Annotated in this window: 13 protein-coding genes and 2 pseudogenes; 5 read left to right on the top strand and 10 right to left on the bottom strand. The window is 41.5% G+C overall.

The features are described from left to right. The first annotated feature begins 23 nt into the window (after nt 1-23). Complete coding sequence (gene trhO / locus PRIP_RS02950; RefSeq protein WP_036099368.1) at nt 24-983, top strand: oxygen-dependent tRNA uridine(34) hydroxylase TrhO; 960 nt, start codon at nt 24-26, stop codon at nt 981-983. Between the two features lie 43 nt (nt 984-1,026). Here the strand turns inward: trhO and fni are convergent, their stop codons facing one another. Both fni and PRIP_RS02940 read right to left on the bottom strand, forming a co-directional pair. Next, nucleotides 1,027-2,085 carry a type 2 isopentenyl-diphosphate Delta-isomerase gene (fni, locus tag PRIP_RS02945; protein ID WP_036099367.1) on the bottom strand — a complete coding sequence of 353 codons (1,059 nt, stop codon included), beginning with the start codon at nt 2,083-2,085 and terminating at the stop codon, nt 1,027-1,029. A 37-nt stretch (nt 2,086-2,122) separates the two neighbouring features. Further along, nucleotides 2,123-2,482: a DUF1033 family protein gene (locus tag PRIP_RS02940; protein ID WP_052008692.1), complete on the bottom strand. Its 360-nt coding sequence runs from the start codon at nt 2,480-2,482 to the stop codon at nt 2,123-2,125. A gap of 160 nt (nt 2,483-2,642) precedes the next feature. Here PRIP_RS02940 and PRIP_RS02935 point away from each other — a divergent pair, with 160 nt between their 5' ends. The 3 genes and pseudogenes from PRIP_RS02935 to yidC all read left to right on the top strand — a co-directional run bounded on the left by PRIP_RS02935 (nt 2,643) and on the right by yidC (nt 4,156). Then, entirely contained in the window at nt 2,643-2,924 is a 282-nt protein-coding gene (locus PRIP_RS02935; RefSeq protein ID WP_036099365.1) for an acylphosphatase, read from the top strand. A gap of 66 nt (nt 2,925-2,990) precedes the next feature. Continuing rightward, nucleotides 2,991-3,269: a hypothetical protein gene (locus PRIP_RS02930; protein ID WP_052008691.1), complete on the top strand. Its 279-nt coding sequence runs from the start codon at nt 2,991-2,993 to the stop codon at nt 3,267-3,269. 43 nt (nt 3,270-3,312) lie between these two features. Next, nucleotides 3,313-4,156: pseudogene (yidC, locus tag PRIP_RS02925) on the top strand (membrane protein insertase YidC). Nucleotides 4,157-4,195: 39 nt separating this feature from the next. Here yidC and PRIP_RS02920 read toward each other — a convergent pair. From PRIP_RS02920 to PRIP_RS02905, 4 genes are all read right to left on the bottom strand, one after another. Then, nucleotides 4,196-5,683 carry a HAMP domain-containing sensor histidine kinase gene (locus tag PRIP_RS02920; RefSeq protein ID WP_036099364.1) on the bottom strand — a complete coding sequence of 496 codons (1,488 nt, stop codon included), beginning with the start codon at nt 5,681-5,683 and terminating at the stop codon, nt 4,196-4,198. Next, nucleotides 5,680-6,363: a response regulator transcription factor gene (locus tag PRIP_RS02915; protein ID WP_036099362.1), complete on the bottom strand. Its 684-nt coding sequence runs from the start codon at nt 6,361-6,363 to the stop codon at nt 5,680-5,682. Before PRIP_RS02915 ends, PRIP_RS02920 begins: the two co-directional genes overlap by 4 nt. A 224-nt stretch (nt 6,364-6,587) precedes the next feature. Further along, a complete protein-coding gene (gndA, locus tag PRIP_RS02910) occupies nt 6,588-8,006 on the bottom strand; it encodes an NADP-dependent phosphogluconate dehydrogenase (protein ID WP_036099360.1) in 1,419 nt (472 codons plus the stop codon). 130 nt (nt 8,007-8,136) lie between these two features. Beyond that, a complete protein-coding gene (locus PRIP_RS02905) occupies nt 8,137-9,219 on the bottom strand; it encodes a M20/M25/M40 family metallo-hydrolase (RefSeq protein WP_036099358.1) in 1,083 nt (360 codons plus the stop codon). A gap of 115 nt (nt 9,220-9,334) precedes the next feature. Between PRIP_RS02905 and prli42 the strand changes: the two genes are divergently transcribed. Next, the gene (gene prli42 / locus PRIP_RS16920) at nt 9,335-9,430 is read left to right on the top strand and encodes a stressosome-associated protein Prli42 (protein WP_114982877.1); all 96 of its coding nucleotides are present in this window, start codon (nt 9,335-9,337) and stop codon (nt 9,428-9,430) included. 442 nt (nt 9,431-9,872) lie between these two features. Here prli42 and PRIP_RS02900 read toward each other — a convergent pair whose 3' ends face one another. The 4 genes and pseudogenes from PRIP_RS02900 to lpdA all read right to left on the bottom strand — a co-directional run bounded on the left by PRIP_RS02900 (nt 9,873) and on the right by lpdA (nt 14,583). Further along, nucleotides 9,873-11,111: a dihydrolipoamide acetyltransferase family protein gene (locus PRIP_RS02900; RefSeq protein ID WP_036099357.1), complete on the bottom strand. Its 1,239-nt coding sequence runs from the start codon at nt 11,109-11,111 to the stop codon at nt 9,873-9,875. A 13-nt stretch (nt 11,112-11,124) separates the two neighbouring features. Further along, on the bottom strand, nt 11,125-12,108 hold the full coding sequence (locus PRIP_RS02895; RefSeq protein ID WP_036099355.1) for an alpha-ketoacid dehydrogenase subunit beta: 984 nt from the start codon (nt 12,106-12,108) through the stop codon (nt 11,125-11,127). A 40-nt stretch (nt 12,109-12,148) separates the two neighbouring features. Next, nucleotides 12,149-13,135: a thiamine pyrophosphate-dependent dehydrogenase E1 component subunit alpha gene (locus tag PRIP_RS02890; RefSeq protein WP_036099353.1), complete on the bottom strand. Its 987-nt coding sequence runs from the start codon at nt 13,133-13,135 to the stop codon at nt 12,149-12,151. A 21-nt stretch (nt 13,136-13,156) separates the two neighbouring features. Beyond that, nucleotides 13,157-14,583: pseudogene (lpdA, locus tag PRIP_RS02885) on the bottom strand (dihydrolipoyl dehydrogenase). Nucleotide 14,584: the final 1 nt, after the last annotated feature.

Below are 14,584 nucleotides of genomic sequence, written 5' to 3'. Positions count from 1 at the left end.
ATTTAATTAAGGGTGGTTAGAACATGAACAGCTATCAAGTGTTGTTATATTACAAATACACAACGATTGATAATCCTGAACAATTCGCAACCGAGCACCTCGCTATGTGTAAAGAAATCGGTCTTAAAGGGCGGATTTTAGTGGCAGAGGAAGGCATTAATGGTACGGTTTCAGGAACAGTAGAAGAAACGGAAAAATATATCAAAGCAATGCACGCAGATCCACGTTTTGCAGATATGGTATTTAAGATTGATGCAGCAGACAAGCATGCGTTCCAAAAAATGCACGTTCGTCCACGCACAGAAATCGTCTCCCTTTCTCTAGAGAATGACGTCAATCCTTTAGAAGTAACTGGTAATTATATGGAACCAGAAGAGTTCCGCGAAGCTTTAAAAGATGAAAACACAGTGATTTTAGATGCACGAAATGATTATGAGTTTGATTTAGGTCATTTCCGTGGCGCTATTCGTCCAGATATTACAGCATTCCGTGATCTTCCTGACTGGGTAGAAGAGAATCGTGATATGTTTGAAGATAAGAAGATTGTAACGTATTGCACGGGCGGTATTCGTTGCGAGAAATTCTCCGGTTGGTTGAAAACGGCTGGTTTTGATGATGTTTCTCAACTACACGGCGGTATTGCAACGTACGGTAAGGATGAAACCGTAAAAGGCGACCTTTGGGATGGCATGATGTATGTATTTGATGAGCGTATTGCCGTGCCGATTAATCGTGTGGATCATACGATTGTTGGTAAAGATTATTTCGATGGTACACCATGTGAACGCTACATCAATTGTGCGAATCCATATTGCAATAAGCAAATATTAGCTTCTGAAGAAAACGAAGAGAAGTATTTACGTAGCTGTTCTCACGAATGTCGCGTACATCCAGCCAATCTTTACGTGAAAAAACACGCGTTAAGTCAAGAAGAATTAGAAGCGCGAATCGCTCATTTAGAAGACACGGTGAGTGCAAAATAAAAAAATGAGTGGTTCCCGTCAAAATTGGGCAACCACTCATTTTTTAGTTATCTCGATTAGCGAGTCTTGCAAAATCGACATGGCGCAGTTCTGCAAAATCTCGAAGTTCCCCTTGCACTAAAAGCGATTTTCGTGTTAATGCTGCGATATTTTTAGCACCTAGTAGTGTCATGATGCTTTGTAATTGCTCCTTCCAGCTCCGCAAAAATTGGATGGTTGTCTCGACATCAGTTGTTTTTAATTGATGTAAAATGGTGCCTGCAATCCCGGCTGATTTTGCGCCAAGGGCTAGGCATTTCACGACATCAAGTGGTGTTCTAATTCCACCAGAAGCTAGCAAAGTAACCGCCGTATTTTGACAGTCCAGCAAAGATTCCGCCGTCGTTAAGCCCCACTGTTCTAAGAATGTATACGCCCCGTCACGCCTGCGATCATTTTCAATCTTGGCAAAATTAGTTCCGCCTTGTCCGCCTAAATCAATCGTTTCAACACCGATATCCTGTAGTTGTTGCATAAGTTCGCGGCTTATTCCAAAACCAACCTCTTTTACAATAACCGGAAATTCTTGTAGTGAAACGATTTTTTCAATTGCATGTAACCAATTCGAGAAGTCACGATCGCCTTCTCGCATAACAAGTTCCTGCGCCACATTAATATGTATTTGTAAAGCATTGGCCTGCAACATGTCTACAGCTTTTCTAGCGTTATACACTGAAGTGTCTGCACTCATATTAGCGAAAATAACACCATCTGGGTTTTCCGCTCGAACGATGCTATACGTCTCTTCCATACCTATATCTTTCAGTGCAGCCGATTGGGAACCAACTGCCATGGCTATTCCAACTTCGCGTGCAACTATTGCCAGTTGTTGATTCACATATTTTGTCCGCGCGCTACCGCCTGTCATCGCATTAATATAAAATGGTAAAATAAAACGCTGATTTACAAAAAACGTTTCTAACTGCACCTCATCTTGTCTAAAATCCGGTAAAGCCTGTGGTACGAAGCGAATCCCATCAAATGCTGACTGTGCTCCATCATATTGCTGATACGCCAATGTAATATGCTCATCTTTCCTACGTGACCGCTTATTTTCCGTCACACTCTTCTCCTCCCTTCCATAAAAAAACACCTATAAATCAGGTGCTTTCTTCGACTTCGCGCCCCAAAAACGAAAAATATAAGTCTCTCTCTTCCGTCGTCGGTTCATAAACTTCCGCATTTTGAAATAGAATTAACCCGTGAAAGGTTTGAATGTCATCCTCACATTCCTCACAATACTGTGTTTCATCCTCCGACCATGTGGCAAGTAGCACCGTTTTTTTTGCGGCATGGTGCGGATAAGTCCCTACTAATTCGCGCGCCATTTCTAAATACTTTGTCATCGCTTCTGTTTTCTCTGTATAAGTAAACGACACCTCAATATCACTTTGCCAATCCTCAAAAAACCACCAAGGTTCATATTCACCTTTTGTTTTAATCACTTGAAATTCATTCATCGAAAAAACTCCTAACATTCGTTCACTTCGTGTATGTAAGTCATTATAACACAGCCGCACCCAATCTCATTCTATCTTGCTTCGTTTATGTTATTTTTTGAAAAATAATAGGAAACACGGTACACTATTGATAACGATACTAAAGGATAGGTGATGAATCATGGCTCGCAAAACTGTAATAATGCGTGTGACTGGTATGGTGCAAGGCGTTGGCTTCCGTTACACAACGAAACATTTAGCGTATAAATTAAACATTAACGGCAACGTAAAAAACTTGGAAGATGGCTCCGTCGAAATTCAAGCGATTGCAGAAGAAGACGATTTGGAAAAATTCATCGAAGCGGTCAAAAAAGGACCTTCTCCTGCTGCTAGAATCGGCGAAGTTTATATTTATAAAGATGCTCCTGTCGAAGAACGCAAAACATTTGATATTGAGTATTGATTAAGCGCTACTTTTCGATTATAGTTAAGGCTGTAGTTATTTTTATGAAGGAAGGAGTGGTTGCGTGTGTTTGAGTCATTAATCCAGATGGCTTTAGGTCCAGAATATATTTCGCTTTATGTCACCTTCTTTATGACGATGGCTGTGTTGCGTTACTGGCCAATTTTAGCGATGGTGAAGCCAACAATGGTATTGCATACGAAACATCTGTGCATCACGCCACTTCCTGTTATTCACTTGAAGCCTGTAGCAGCTTATCCGATGCGCTTTATCATCATATGGCTTGTCCAAGCAATAACACGTTTTTCCAGTACCGATGACGAAGCTTCTCTGTCTTTTTCCTAATAACATATGAATACGAACTGAAATTTTAGGAGGAAATAAGACATTGAAAAAGAAAAATATATTATTACTAATTATGATTGCAGCATTATTTTTTGCGCTGGCGGGTTGTAGCATGGACCCTTCGCAAAACACGGATGGCTTTTTCTACATCTATCTGATTAAGCCGTTCACTACATTTATTGAATGGATTGCTTCTCTGTTTGGTGGTAATTATGGAATCGCGATTATCGTTACCACACTTATTATCCGCGCGGCTATCATGCCTTTAAATTTACGCACTGCAAAAGCACAAATGGGCATGCAGTCAAAAATGGCCGTTGCCAAGCCAGAAATCGACGAAATCCAAGCACGCTTAAAAAGAAGCAACTTCTAAAGAAGAACAAGTAAAAATTCAGCAAGAAATGACAGCTGTATATTCGAAATACAATATCAATCCACTACAAATGGGTTGTTTGCCGCTCTTAATTCAAATGCCGATTCTAATGGCGTTTTATTATGCAATTCGTGGCTCATCCGATATCGCGCACCATACATTCCTATGGTTTAGTCTGGGTAGTCCAGATATGATTTTGGCGTTTATTGCAGGGGCTGTTTATTTACTTCAATATTTCGTATCACTTATCGGCTATACACCTGAACAAAAGAAACAGATGCGTATCATGGGCTTGATATCACCAATGATGATTTTATTCGTTTCCTTCTCTGCACCTTCTGCGCTCGCACTTTACTGGGCAGTCGGCGGGCTTTTCCTAGCCGGACAAACATTACTAACGAAGAAACTATATATGAAGAAACATCCAGAAGTTGAGATTATGGAAAAAGAAGAGAAAGAAATCGAGAAATTAGAACACGAACAAAATAAAAAAATAAAAAAGACGTTTCGATGATTCGCATCTTGTATGCGCGGATTATCGAAACGTTCTTTTTTATTTATCAGCTTGTTTTTCAATGAGCGGTAATGTGATGGTGATAGTTGTTCCAATATTATCTTCGCTCTTTGCTTGGATGGAACCTTGATAACCACTTACTAATTCTTTAGCAATCGCCAACCCAAGACCATTACCACCAACTTCACGGCTTCGTGCTTTATCTACACGATAAAAACGATTGAATATCTTATCAATTTCCTCCACTGAAATACCCACGCCATAGTCTTTTACAGAAACTTTAATTTGTTCATTTTCTTGATAGATGTGCATGTCGATTTGTTTGCTATCACCAGAATACTTCACCGCGTTATCAGCAACAATAATAAGAATTTGTTCTAGGTGATTATGCTGAATCATAGCGTGCAGGTCCTCGCTATCTTCTTTTAGCGTAAATAAAAAGTCCTCGTGCATCACCTCAAAATTACGTCTGACTTGCTCAACAACGTCATTTACACAAACAATTTGCAATTCTTTTGTTTGCGATATTTGTTCTGCACGCGATAAGTCTAACATTTCTTGCACTAATTTCTTCATACGCTCTAGTTCAGTTAGCGACGCATTCAATGACTCGTCAAGTACTTCTGGATCATCTTTGCCCCATCTGTTTAGAAGTTTTAAATGCCCTTCCATAATTTGTACCGGTGTCCGTAACTCATGTGAGGCGTCTTCTACAAATTGTTTCTGTTGCTCAAAACTACGCTCGATTTGGGCCATCATGTCGTTAAAAACAAGTGTTAATTCGCCAATTTCATCTTTAGTAATTGTCGTTGCTTCAATGCGCTTTTGGAAACCATTATTACGGATATCGTTCATTGTTTTAGCCATTCGCGTCAATGGATTTAGAAAGTTTTGCGCAAGTAGATACCCTAACATACCACTAATAAATAAAGCGACACCGCCAAGTAAGAACATCGTCGCTAGCAATTTACTCATCATGCTGTTATACGATGTCATTGGATTGATTACTTGTATATAGCCAATCACACTCGCATTATCTTGACTGTTAAAAATTGGAACTTGCGAGATAACCATTTGCTGGCCGTTTATTGTCGGCTTAGAAAGTGTGCCAACTTGTGTTTGCCCTGTGCTAAGATACGTGCTGTAGTCATATTTGGCGTAAGCTTTGTCATTGTACGGAGTTCCTGTATATTGTTCAATGCGCTTGCCTTTTTTGTCGTAAAATACCAGTACTTGATCTTCCATCCGTTCTCTGATTGTCAAACTGCTTTTTACGACTGCATCCACGTTTTCTTTTGTCAGACTATCTGAGCTTGCTGTTAACCCCGCATTGGATAGAGCATTACTCGCAGAAAGTGCGGTAGATGTGACCGTTTTATCTTTCTCATTGAGTAACATGCTCCCAATACCTTGATAAATCGCAAATGAAAACAAAAAGAATGTTAGAAAAATGGCTGCACTAGCGCCAAATGTCCATTTAAATTTGAGTGATCTACTTTTTAGGGAGAATGTGTTTGGTTTTGTCATGTACGCATCACATACCCAGTACCACGAACGGTTTGAATGTAACTCTCGTCGTCATCTTTATTATCAATCTTATTACGCAAATACCTTACGTATACATCGACAACATTTGTTTCTACTTCTGTCTCGTACCCCCATACTTTATTCAAAAGCACTTCACGGGTTAATACGATATTAATGTTCTCCATTAGTGTTAGGAGTAGCTCGTATTCACGCTTTGTTAAATCGATAATGTCTTCTCCGCGTTTCACGATACGACTTTCTTTCTCTACAACAATATCGCGATATTCCAGTGTCGTTTGCTTTGTTTCATTTTCACTCGTTTCGATACGACGAAGTAAAGCACGCAGTCTTGCTAATAGTTCTTCGATAGCGAATGGTTTCACAATATAATCATCCGCACCATGATCCAAGCCAGAAACGCGGTCAATCACGGAATCACGCGCAGTAATCATAATAATTGGTGTTTCTTTCACTTGACGTACACGACGACAAACTTCTACACCGTTTAGTTGCGGCAACATTAAATCTAGCAAAATGGCATCCCACTCTTCGGTAATCGCAAGTTCTAAACCTGTACGACCATCGTTGGCAACTGCCGTTTCATACCCTTCATGCTGTAATTCTAGTTCTATAAAACGTGCTAAGTTCTTCTCGTCTTCTACTATTAATATTCTATTCATTTACCATCCCCACCTTCAGACCCAGTTATATTCCTACTACCATTGTAACTAAAATCGTCGTAAAAACAACTAATAACAGTCTTGTTTCGCAATTTATTCACTTATATTCATCTCTTCTTCACATTAGGGTAGAAATTCTCATTGGTTTATCATTTAGACTATGTAAAAGCGAATGGAAGTTTATCCTAGTCATTAGGCAAACTTCCATTCGCTTTGTATTCCTCTTATTCGTCGATTTCTGGCCATTCAGTATGGAATGTCCCAGCTTTGTCAACACGTTCGTAAGTGTGGGCACCGAAGTAATCGCGTTGTGCTTGGATTAAGTTCGCTGACAATACTTCTGAACGATAGCTATCGTAATAGCTGATTGCTGCAGTGAATGTTGGTACTGGAATTCCCGCTTTAACAGCTTCTGAAACCACTTCACGTAGCGCACCTTGGTATTTATCCGCAATGTCTTTGAAATACGGATCTAATAACAAGTTGTTCAAGTTCTTATCGTTATTGTACGCGTCTGTAATTTTTTGTAGGAAACGAGCACGGATAATACAACCAGCGCGGAAAATTTTCGCGATTTCCCCGTATTGTAAATCCCATTTATATTCTTCTGACGCAGCTTTCATTTGAGCAAAACCTTGGGCGTAAGATGCGATTTTACTGAAATATAGAGCGCGACGTACAGATTCAATGAAGGCTTTTTTGTCGCCGTTGAATGAGTAATTGCTTGGACCAGATAAAACAGTGCTTGCATGCACGCGTTCGTCTTTTAGCGCCGAGATATAGCGAGCAAATACGGATTCAGTAATTAGGGAGAGTGGTACACCTAAATCAAGCGCACTTTGACTTGTCCATTTACCAGTTCCTTTTTGGCCAGCTTTATCTAGGATAACGTCTACGATTGGTTTTCCTGTTTCTGGATCTTTTGTTTTCACGATATTTTTCGTGATTTCGATTAAGTAGCTGTCTAGCTCGCCGTCGTTCCACTCAGTGAACACATCAGCAAGTTCGTCATTGGTTAAACCACCGATTTGTTTTAAAATCGTGTAGGCTTCGGCGATTAGCTGCATATCACCGTATTCGATGCCATTATGCACCATTTTTACGTAGTGACCAGCGCCATCTGGGCCGATATAGGTGACACAAGCTTCTCCGTCAGCAACAGCCGCAATTTCTTGCAGAATAGGAGCTACTAAGTCATAAGCTTTGCGTTGCCCACCAGGCATGATGGAAGGTCCTTTTAATGCGCCTTCTTCTCCACCAGATACACCAGTTCCGATAAAGTTGAATCCTTCTTCGCTTAGCATTTTATTACGGCGAATCGTATCTTTAAAGAATGTGTTTCCGCCATCGATTAAGATATCACCTTCTGATAGAAATGGTTTGACTGCATCAATCATCATATCGGTTGCTTCCCCAGCTTGTACCATTAATAAAATTCGACGGGGCACTTCGATTGAGTTTACAAATTCCTCTAAATTGTACGTAGGAACCAATTTTTTGTCGCTATGTGCTTCTGCAACTGCTTTCGTTTTTTCGCTAGAGCGGTTAAAAATCGAGACCGAGTAACCACGACTTTCAATGTTTAGAGCCAGATTACGACCCATTACGCCCATTCCGATAACGCCAATTTCTTGTTTTGCCATTTTTTACATTCGTCCCTTCTTCTTTCGAGTCATTCGTTAAATGAATGCTGCCATTTTCTCAACACTAATAACTATATCAAAACTTGGGCTCTACGGCAATGAAACAAACCCAAATTTAGCGAATTTATTGTTAGTTTGATGTCACTTTAATGATTTCAACGACTAGTTCTGTTAAATGATGCAATTCGGTGACAGCGATTCGCTCACTAGTAGTATGCGGATTTTCATAGCCTGCTGCTAGTACTAGGAATGGAATGCCACGATCGTTGAATACATTGGCATCCGTCCCACCTTCCATTTGGACAGTTTGCTGCGATAGTCCTAGGTTGGCCATCGCTTGTGTGGCGATAAGGCAAGGCTTACTTGTTGATGCCAGATGGAAGTGATGATAATTCATGTGCGTTACGTCTTGTACGTCAGCTTTGTGTGCGACACCGATTTCGATGAATATTTGCTTGATTTGTTCGACACAGGGCAAGCAGTGTTCCAATGGGACATCTGCTGACAACTCAGATAAAATGGTGACTTTTTCGTTTCCATTTTCTAGTACTTCTCCACCGAAATGATAGACTTGCCAATGCACCTCTGTTGGAAATTTGTGTTTATGAATTTTTTTCAAGGCTTCGCGAGCAATTTGAATCGCGGATTTTTCAGGCGATTTACCTACTTCTATCCAAAAATCTAATTGTAAATGCGTACGACTTGTACGAGTCATGTTGCCAACTGGGCCTGGAGCGTCTAAGCAAAAACCAAAGTCTGCTTCTACTAAATCGAGGTCGAATAGTTTTGCTCCGATGAGGCCTTCTTCTTCTTTTGTTGTAAAGATAAATTCGATTTGACCGTGGGGTTCGGAATTTTGTGTTAATTGGTCAATCGCAGCAAGCATGGCTGTGATTCCTGCTTTATCATCGGCGCCTAGGAGAGCTAGATTTGTCGTTTCAATATAGCCTTTGGTTAAAGTGACTTCTGGTGCGTTTGGCGTTTTAGCTGTGTCTAGGTGGGCTGAAAATGCAATGATTGGCGCTTTTTCCATGGCTTCATCGCTTGCTGATACTGTCGCTACTAAGCCGGATTGTTGTTTGCTCGGCTTTGATGGAATGTTTCTTTGTTTCAGAAAGGTTTGGATATATGTGATAATTTCTTGTTCTTGACCTGATTCGGACGGGATTGCCACTAATTCTAAAAAAAGGTCCTGTATGATATCTTGTGTCATGGGATTCACCTCTGTCTTTTTTAATCTTTTTTTTGCTGATTTCACTTGAAAATCTTATGTAAAGCAAGTATGATGGAGATAACGAGATTTTATTTGGAAGGAGCCATCCAATTTTATGACTAACAAAAAAGTTGCCAGAGTTATCGTTATTTTGATGCTTGTTGCGATTGTAGCCTCTTCTGTTTTAACCGGGGTCTTGATGTTTTTATAGGTGATGATGTATGGAAAACCACATTGGATGATGTGGTTTTTTTTGTTTTTGTAGTGTTATTAATTATAGGTTATTTTTAGAGGGATGTCTTGTTTGATGTGTTGTGTTTTTTTATTAATTTATTTTGATTTAAGGGAGGTTTGGTGTTCTTTGGTTTTGGAGGCTCTTTTTTGTGTTTAGTGCGTATTAGATTCGATAGTTAGTCACGCCAGCTTAAGGATACAACGCTCCTCTTCGATACGCCTTGTATTGGGGCTGTAACGCATGGAATGCGTAACAGCCCCAATAAAAAGAGTGATACCGTATTTTTATATACGTACCACTCAAGACATCTAGGGAGTTTAGGGGTATGGATCTAGATGTATTATTTTTATACCCGTTGCATTTTTTTGTTAAACATCTGGGTATTTTGGTCACGCTTGTTATTTTTTCTCCCTATTTTTTAATAAATTGGTGTGTTTTCTTTTGTGATTATTTCTACATTTTCTCTGATTTTTTGCAGGAATCTGCCGGCAACGAGACCGTCTAGTATGCGGTGGTCAATGGACAGACATAGGTTGACCATATTGCGAATGGCAATCATATCGTCAATCACAACTGGGCGCTTCACGATAGATTCTACTTGTAAGATCGCTGCTTGTGGATGGTTAATGATGCCCATCGATTGAACGGAGCCAAATGAACCTGTGCTGTTTACTGTGAATGTTCCGCCTGACATGTCGTCTTGTGTTAGTTTGCCAGCGCGTGCTTTTGCGGCTAGTTCGTTGATTTCGCGTGCAATACCTTTGATTGATTTCTCATCGGCATGCTTGATGACAGGTACGAATAAATGATCGTCGGTTGCTACGGCGATAGAAATGTTGATGTCGGCTCGCTCGATGATTTTATCGCCAGCCCATGTACTATTTAAAATTGGGAATTCTTTCAGCGCTTGTGCGACTGCTTTTACGAAAAAGGCAAAATAAGTAAGCGCATAGCCTTCTTCGGATTTGAATTTATTTTTTAAGCCGTCGCGGTAACGGACTAGACCTGTGGCATCTGCTTCGACCATCATCCATGCGTGTGGAATTTCATGTTTACTTGTCACCATATGTTTCGCGATTGCTTTTCTAATACCGTCAATTGGTGTTTCGCGGTCGCCTACTTGACTAGTTGGCATTGGTACTGCTTTTTGTGGTGCAGTACTACTTGCTGGTTCTGTTGGTTTCGTTGTAGCTGGTGCGCCATTTTTTACATAAGCAAGAACATCTTTGCGTGTAATACGACCGTCGCGTCCTGAACCGGTGACTTGGCCTAAATCAATGTTATGCTCGGCTGCCAGTGTTAGAACTGCAGGTGAAAAACGACCGGTTGGTGCGCTTTGTTGTGCTGGCGCTTTTTGTGGTGCTTCGGGTGCTGGCGCTTCTTCTTTGACTGTTTCTGCTGGCTGTTCACCCTCTCCTTCTGTTTCTAAAATACAGATGACAGCGCCGACTTCTAGTGTTTCATCTTCTTCAGCGATGAGTTCTTTTACCGTTCCCGTGAATGAAGATGGGATTTCGGCTGTTACTTTATCGGTTAACACTTCTGCAAGTGCATCGTATTTATTGACGTGGTCACCTGGTGCGACTAGCCATTGGCTGATGGTTCCTTCTGTTACACTTTCACCAAGTTGTGGCATTGTAATTTTTTCAAGTGCCATTTTTTTCACTCCTTTAAAATTCCGCTAAGTCACGCATTGCTTTTTCTACTTTATCGGGGTTGATCATGAAATATTTCTCCATAGTTGGTGCGAATGGCATCGCTGGCGTATCTGGACCTGCTAAACGCTTGATTGGTGCGTCTAGGTCGAATAGGCAGTTCTCTGCGATGATTGCGGCAACTTCGCCGATAATGCTACCTTCTTTATTATCCTCCGTAACAAGCAGGACTTTTCCGGTCTTTTTGGCTGCGGTAATAATGGCTTCTTTGTCGAGCGGATAAATTGTTCTTAAGTCTAAAATTTCTGCTTCCATGCCGTCACTTGCTAATTTCTCAGCAGCTTGTTGGGCAAAGTGGACAGCTAAACCATAGGTAATCACCGTAATATCATCGCCTTCACGAACAACATTGGCTTTTCCAATTGGAACAGTGTAGTCCGCTTCTGGCACTTCGCCTTTAATGAGGCGGTACGCGCGTTTATGCTCTAAGAAAAGAACGGGGTCATTGTCGCGGATAGCGGCTTTTAGAAGACCTTTTGCGTCGTATGGGCTAGATGGCATCACGATTTTCAAACCGGGTTGGCCAGCGAATACTTTCTCAATTGACTGGGAATGGTAAAGGGCACCGTGGACGCCACCACCATAAGGCGCACGAAAAACAATCGGACAGTCCCAGTCATTGTTGGAACGGTAACGAATGCGTGATGCTTCTGAAATGATTTGATTCACTGCGGGCATAATAAAATCGGCAAACTGCATTTCAGCAACCGGACGCATACCGTACATGGCAGCACCGATACCAACACCAGCAATCGCAGACTCAGCAAGTGGCGTATCCAGCACGCGTTCTTCCCCAAATTGCTCGTATAAACCAGCTGTTGCTTTAAAAACGCCACCTTTTTTACCGACGTCTTCTCCTAAAATAAATACGTTCTCATCGCGCTCCATCTCTTCACGAAGCGCGGCCGTAATGGCGTCAATATATGAAATGACAGGCATCTTTATTCCTCCTAAATTAAAGCTTTCTTAAAAGTCGCGATTATTTTTCTTCGTAGACGTGCAGTAGTGCTGATTCTGGATCAGCGTAACTAGCCGCTTCTGCGTAGTCTGTTGCTTCGTTTACTAATGCCATGATTTCTTTTTCATAGGCTTCTTTTTTTGCATCGTCTAGTAGGCCAAGCTCTTCTAGCTCTTTTGTATAAATGGCTAGTGGATCGCGTTCTTTTGCTGTATTTACTTCTTCTAGTGTGCGGTAGCTTCTGTCGTCATCGTCTGAGGAGTGAGGTGTGAAACGGTATGTCATTGTTTCGATTAATGTTGGACCTTCGCCACGGCGAGCACGGTCTACAGCTTCTTTGAATGCGAGGTACACTTCAGCCATGTTATTGCCGTCTACGCGAACGCCTGGAATACCGTAACCTAATGCGCGGTCTGATAGTTTTTTGGCGGCATATTGTTTTTCGATTGGTACGGAAATGGCGTATTGGTTGTTATGAATAACGAATACGACGGGTAATTTATGCACGCTGGCAAAGTTGATACCTTCGTGGAAATCGCCTTGATTGGATGAGCCTTCTCCTGTAGAAGCGTAGGCTACGATTGGATCTTTTTTCATTTTTGCGGCTAAACCGATTCCTGCTGCGTGCGGGAATTGTGTCGTTACCGGTGAACTTTGTGTAACGATGCGATTGGACTTTTGACCGAAATGGGCTGGCATCTGACGGCCGCCCGAGTTCGGGTCCTCTGCTTTGGCAAAAGCGCTTAACATGATGTCACGCGCGGTCATGCCAAACGAAAGAACAACTGCGAGATCGCGATAATACGGCAAGCAATAGTCTTTCTCTAAATCAAAGGCATAAGCTGCACCAATTTGTGCGATTTCTTGTCCTTGCCCTGATATAGTGAACGGTATTTTCCCAGAGCGATTAAGTAACCATAAACGCTCATCAACCCGTCTTGCTAACACTAGTTTTTGATACATTTCTAATAAGGTTTCATCTGATAAACCTGTTTCTTTTAATCCCATTGCCAAATTTCCTCCTTATTTTTAACCATGAATCGCGAGTCCATCGACTGCTAGTGCTGCTTCACCGAATGCTTCTGCTAATGTCGGATGCGGGTGAATAGTATTGCCAATTTCAAATGGTGTAGCGTCTAAAACGTGTGCCAAGGCGGCTTCAGAAATCATGTCTGTCACGTGCGGACCAATCATGAAGACCCCAAGCAAATCGTTAGTTTTCTTGTCGGCTACTACTTTGATGAAACCTTCCGATTCACCGTATACTAAGGCTTTACCGATACCACGGAAAAAGAATTTCCCTGTCTTCACGTCAAACCCTTCTGCTTTTGCTTGTTCTTCGGTGATACCAACGCTTGCGATTTCTGGGGATGTATACGTACAACGCGGTACGTGATTGTAGTTGATTGCTGGTTGTGGGTTTCCACTAATGTGCTCTGCTGCGATAACGCCTTCTTCCATCGCAACATGCGCCAGTTGCAAGCCACCGATACAATCGCCTACAGCGTACATATGACTTTCTTTTGTTTGGAAGTTATCAGTTACTTGAATAACGCCTTTGTCTACAATGATGTCTGTATTTTCGAGACCGATATTTTCAACGTTTGCGCTTCTGCCGACGGATACGAGCATTTTTGAAGCTTTGAATGTTTGTTCTTCGCCTTTTACAAGGGCTTTTATTTCAACGCCGTCTTCCGTTTTTTTGTATGTGTCTGCTTGTACTTCAGCGCTTGTAACGATTTTGATTTTTTTTCTTTTTGTAAAGGCGGTTTAGTTCTTTGGAGATGTCTTTGTCTTCGGTTGGTAGGATACGATCGCTGTATTCGACAACAGTTACTTGTACGCCGAAATCATGCAACATGGATGCCCATTCCATACCGATAACACCGCCCCCGACGATAATGATAGATTCGGGCAAACTTTCTAATTGTAACGCGCCATCAGAAGAAAGAACGAACTCTTCGTCAAAAGCTAAACCGTTTAATGCTCTTGGTTTGGAGCCAGTCGCGATGATAAGATTTTTTTGGGATTAGCATTTCATTTTCTGTGCCGTCGTTAAATTCTACGGAAATCGTTCCTGCCGTTGGTGAGAAAATGGATGGGCCTAGAATCGTTCCACGGCCTTCATATAAATCAATTTTTCCTTTTTTGAATAGCTGTTGGATGCCGCTTTCTAATTGGTCAACAATACCTTGTTTGCGCTCTTGAGCTTTTATAAAACTAAACGTTGGTTCAGGAGCTTCGATGCCAAATTCGGCTGCTTTACGAACAGTTTGTAAAACTTCAGCGGAGCGAAGTAGCGCTTTACTTGGAATACAACCGCGGTGCAAACATGTGCCGCCGACTCTATCTTTTTCAACAACGGCTACTGTCAGCCCTTTTTGTGCGGCGCGAATGGCTGCGACATAACCGCCTGTTCCGCCACCTAATACTACAACGTCATACTCTTTTGCCATT

This window comes from Paenilisteria riparia FSL S10-1204 (genome assembly GCF_000525995.1).
Lineage (GTDB): Bacteria > Bacillota > Bacilli > Lactobacillales > Listeriaceae > Listeria_A > Listeria_A riparia.
This window is presented reverse-complemented; position numbering and strand designations above follow the sequence as displayed.

What these genes read in the sequence shown, in the direction of transcription:
- PRIP_RS02890 (WP_036099353.1), bottom strand. Translation starts at nt 13,135, where the DNA reads ATGGGATTAAAAGAAACAGGTTTATCAGATGAAACCTTATTAGAAATG.
- PRIP_RS02920 (WP_036099364.1), bottom strand. Translation starts at nt 5,683, where the DNA reads ATGACAAAACCAAACACATTCTCCCTAAAAAGTAGATCACTCAAATTT.
- PRIP_RS02895 (WP_036099355.1), bottom strand. Translation starts at nt 12,108, where the DNA reads ATGCCTGTCATTTCATATATTGACGCCATTACGGCCGCGCTTCGTGAA.
- PRIP_RS02940 (WP_052008692.1), bottom strand. Translation starts at nt 2,482, where the DNA reads ATGAATGAATTTCAAGTGATTAAAACAAAAGGTGAATATGAACCTTGG.
- PRIP_RS02905 (WP_036099358.1), bottom strand. Translation starts at nt 9,219, where the DNA reads ATGACACAAGATATCATACAGGACCTTTTTTTAGAATTAGTGGCAATC.
- prli42 (WP_114982877.1), top strand. Translation starts at nt 9,335, where the DNA reads ATGACTAACAAAAAAGTTGCCAGAGTTATCGTTATTTTGATGCTTGTT.
- PRIP_RS02900 (WP_036099357.1), bottom strand. Translation starts at nt 11,111, where the DNA reads ATGGCACTTGAAAAAATTACAATGCCACAACTTGGTGAAAGTGTAACA.
- trhO (WP_036099368.1), top strand. Translation starts at nt 24, where the DNA reads ATGAACAGCTATCAAGTGTTGTTATATTACAAATACACAACGATTGAT.
- PRIP_RS02915 (WP_036099362.1), bottom strand. Translation starts at nt 6,363, where the DNA reads ATGAATAGAATATTAATAGTAGAAGACGAGAAGAACTTAGCACGTTTT.
- gndA (WP_036099360.1), bottom strand. Translation starts at nt 8,006, where the DNA reads ATGGCAAAACAAGAAATTGGCGTTATCGGAATGGGCGTAATGGGTCGT.
- PRIP_RS02935 (WP_036099365.1), top strand. Translation starts at nt 2,643, where the DNA reads ATGGCTCGCAAAACTGTAATAATGCGTGTGACTGGTATGGTGCAAGGC.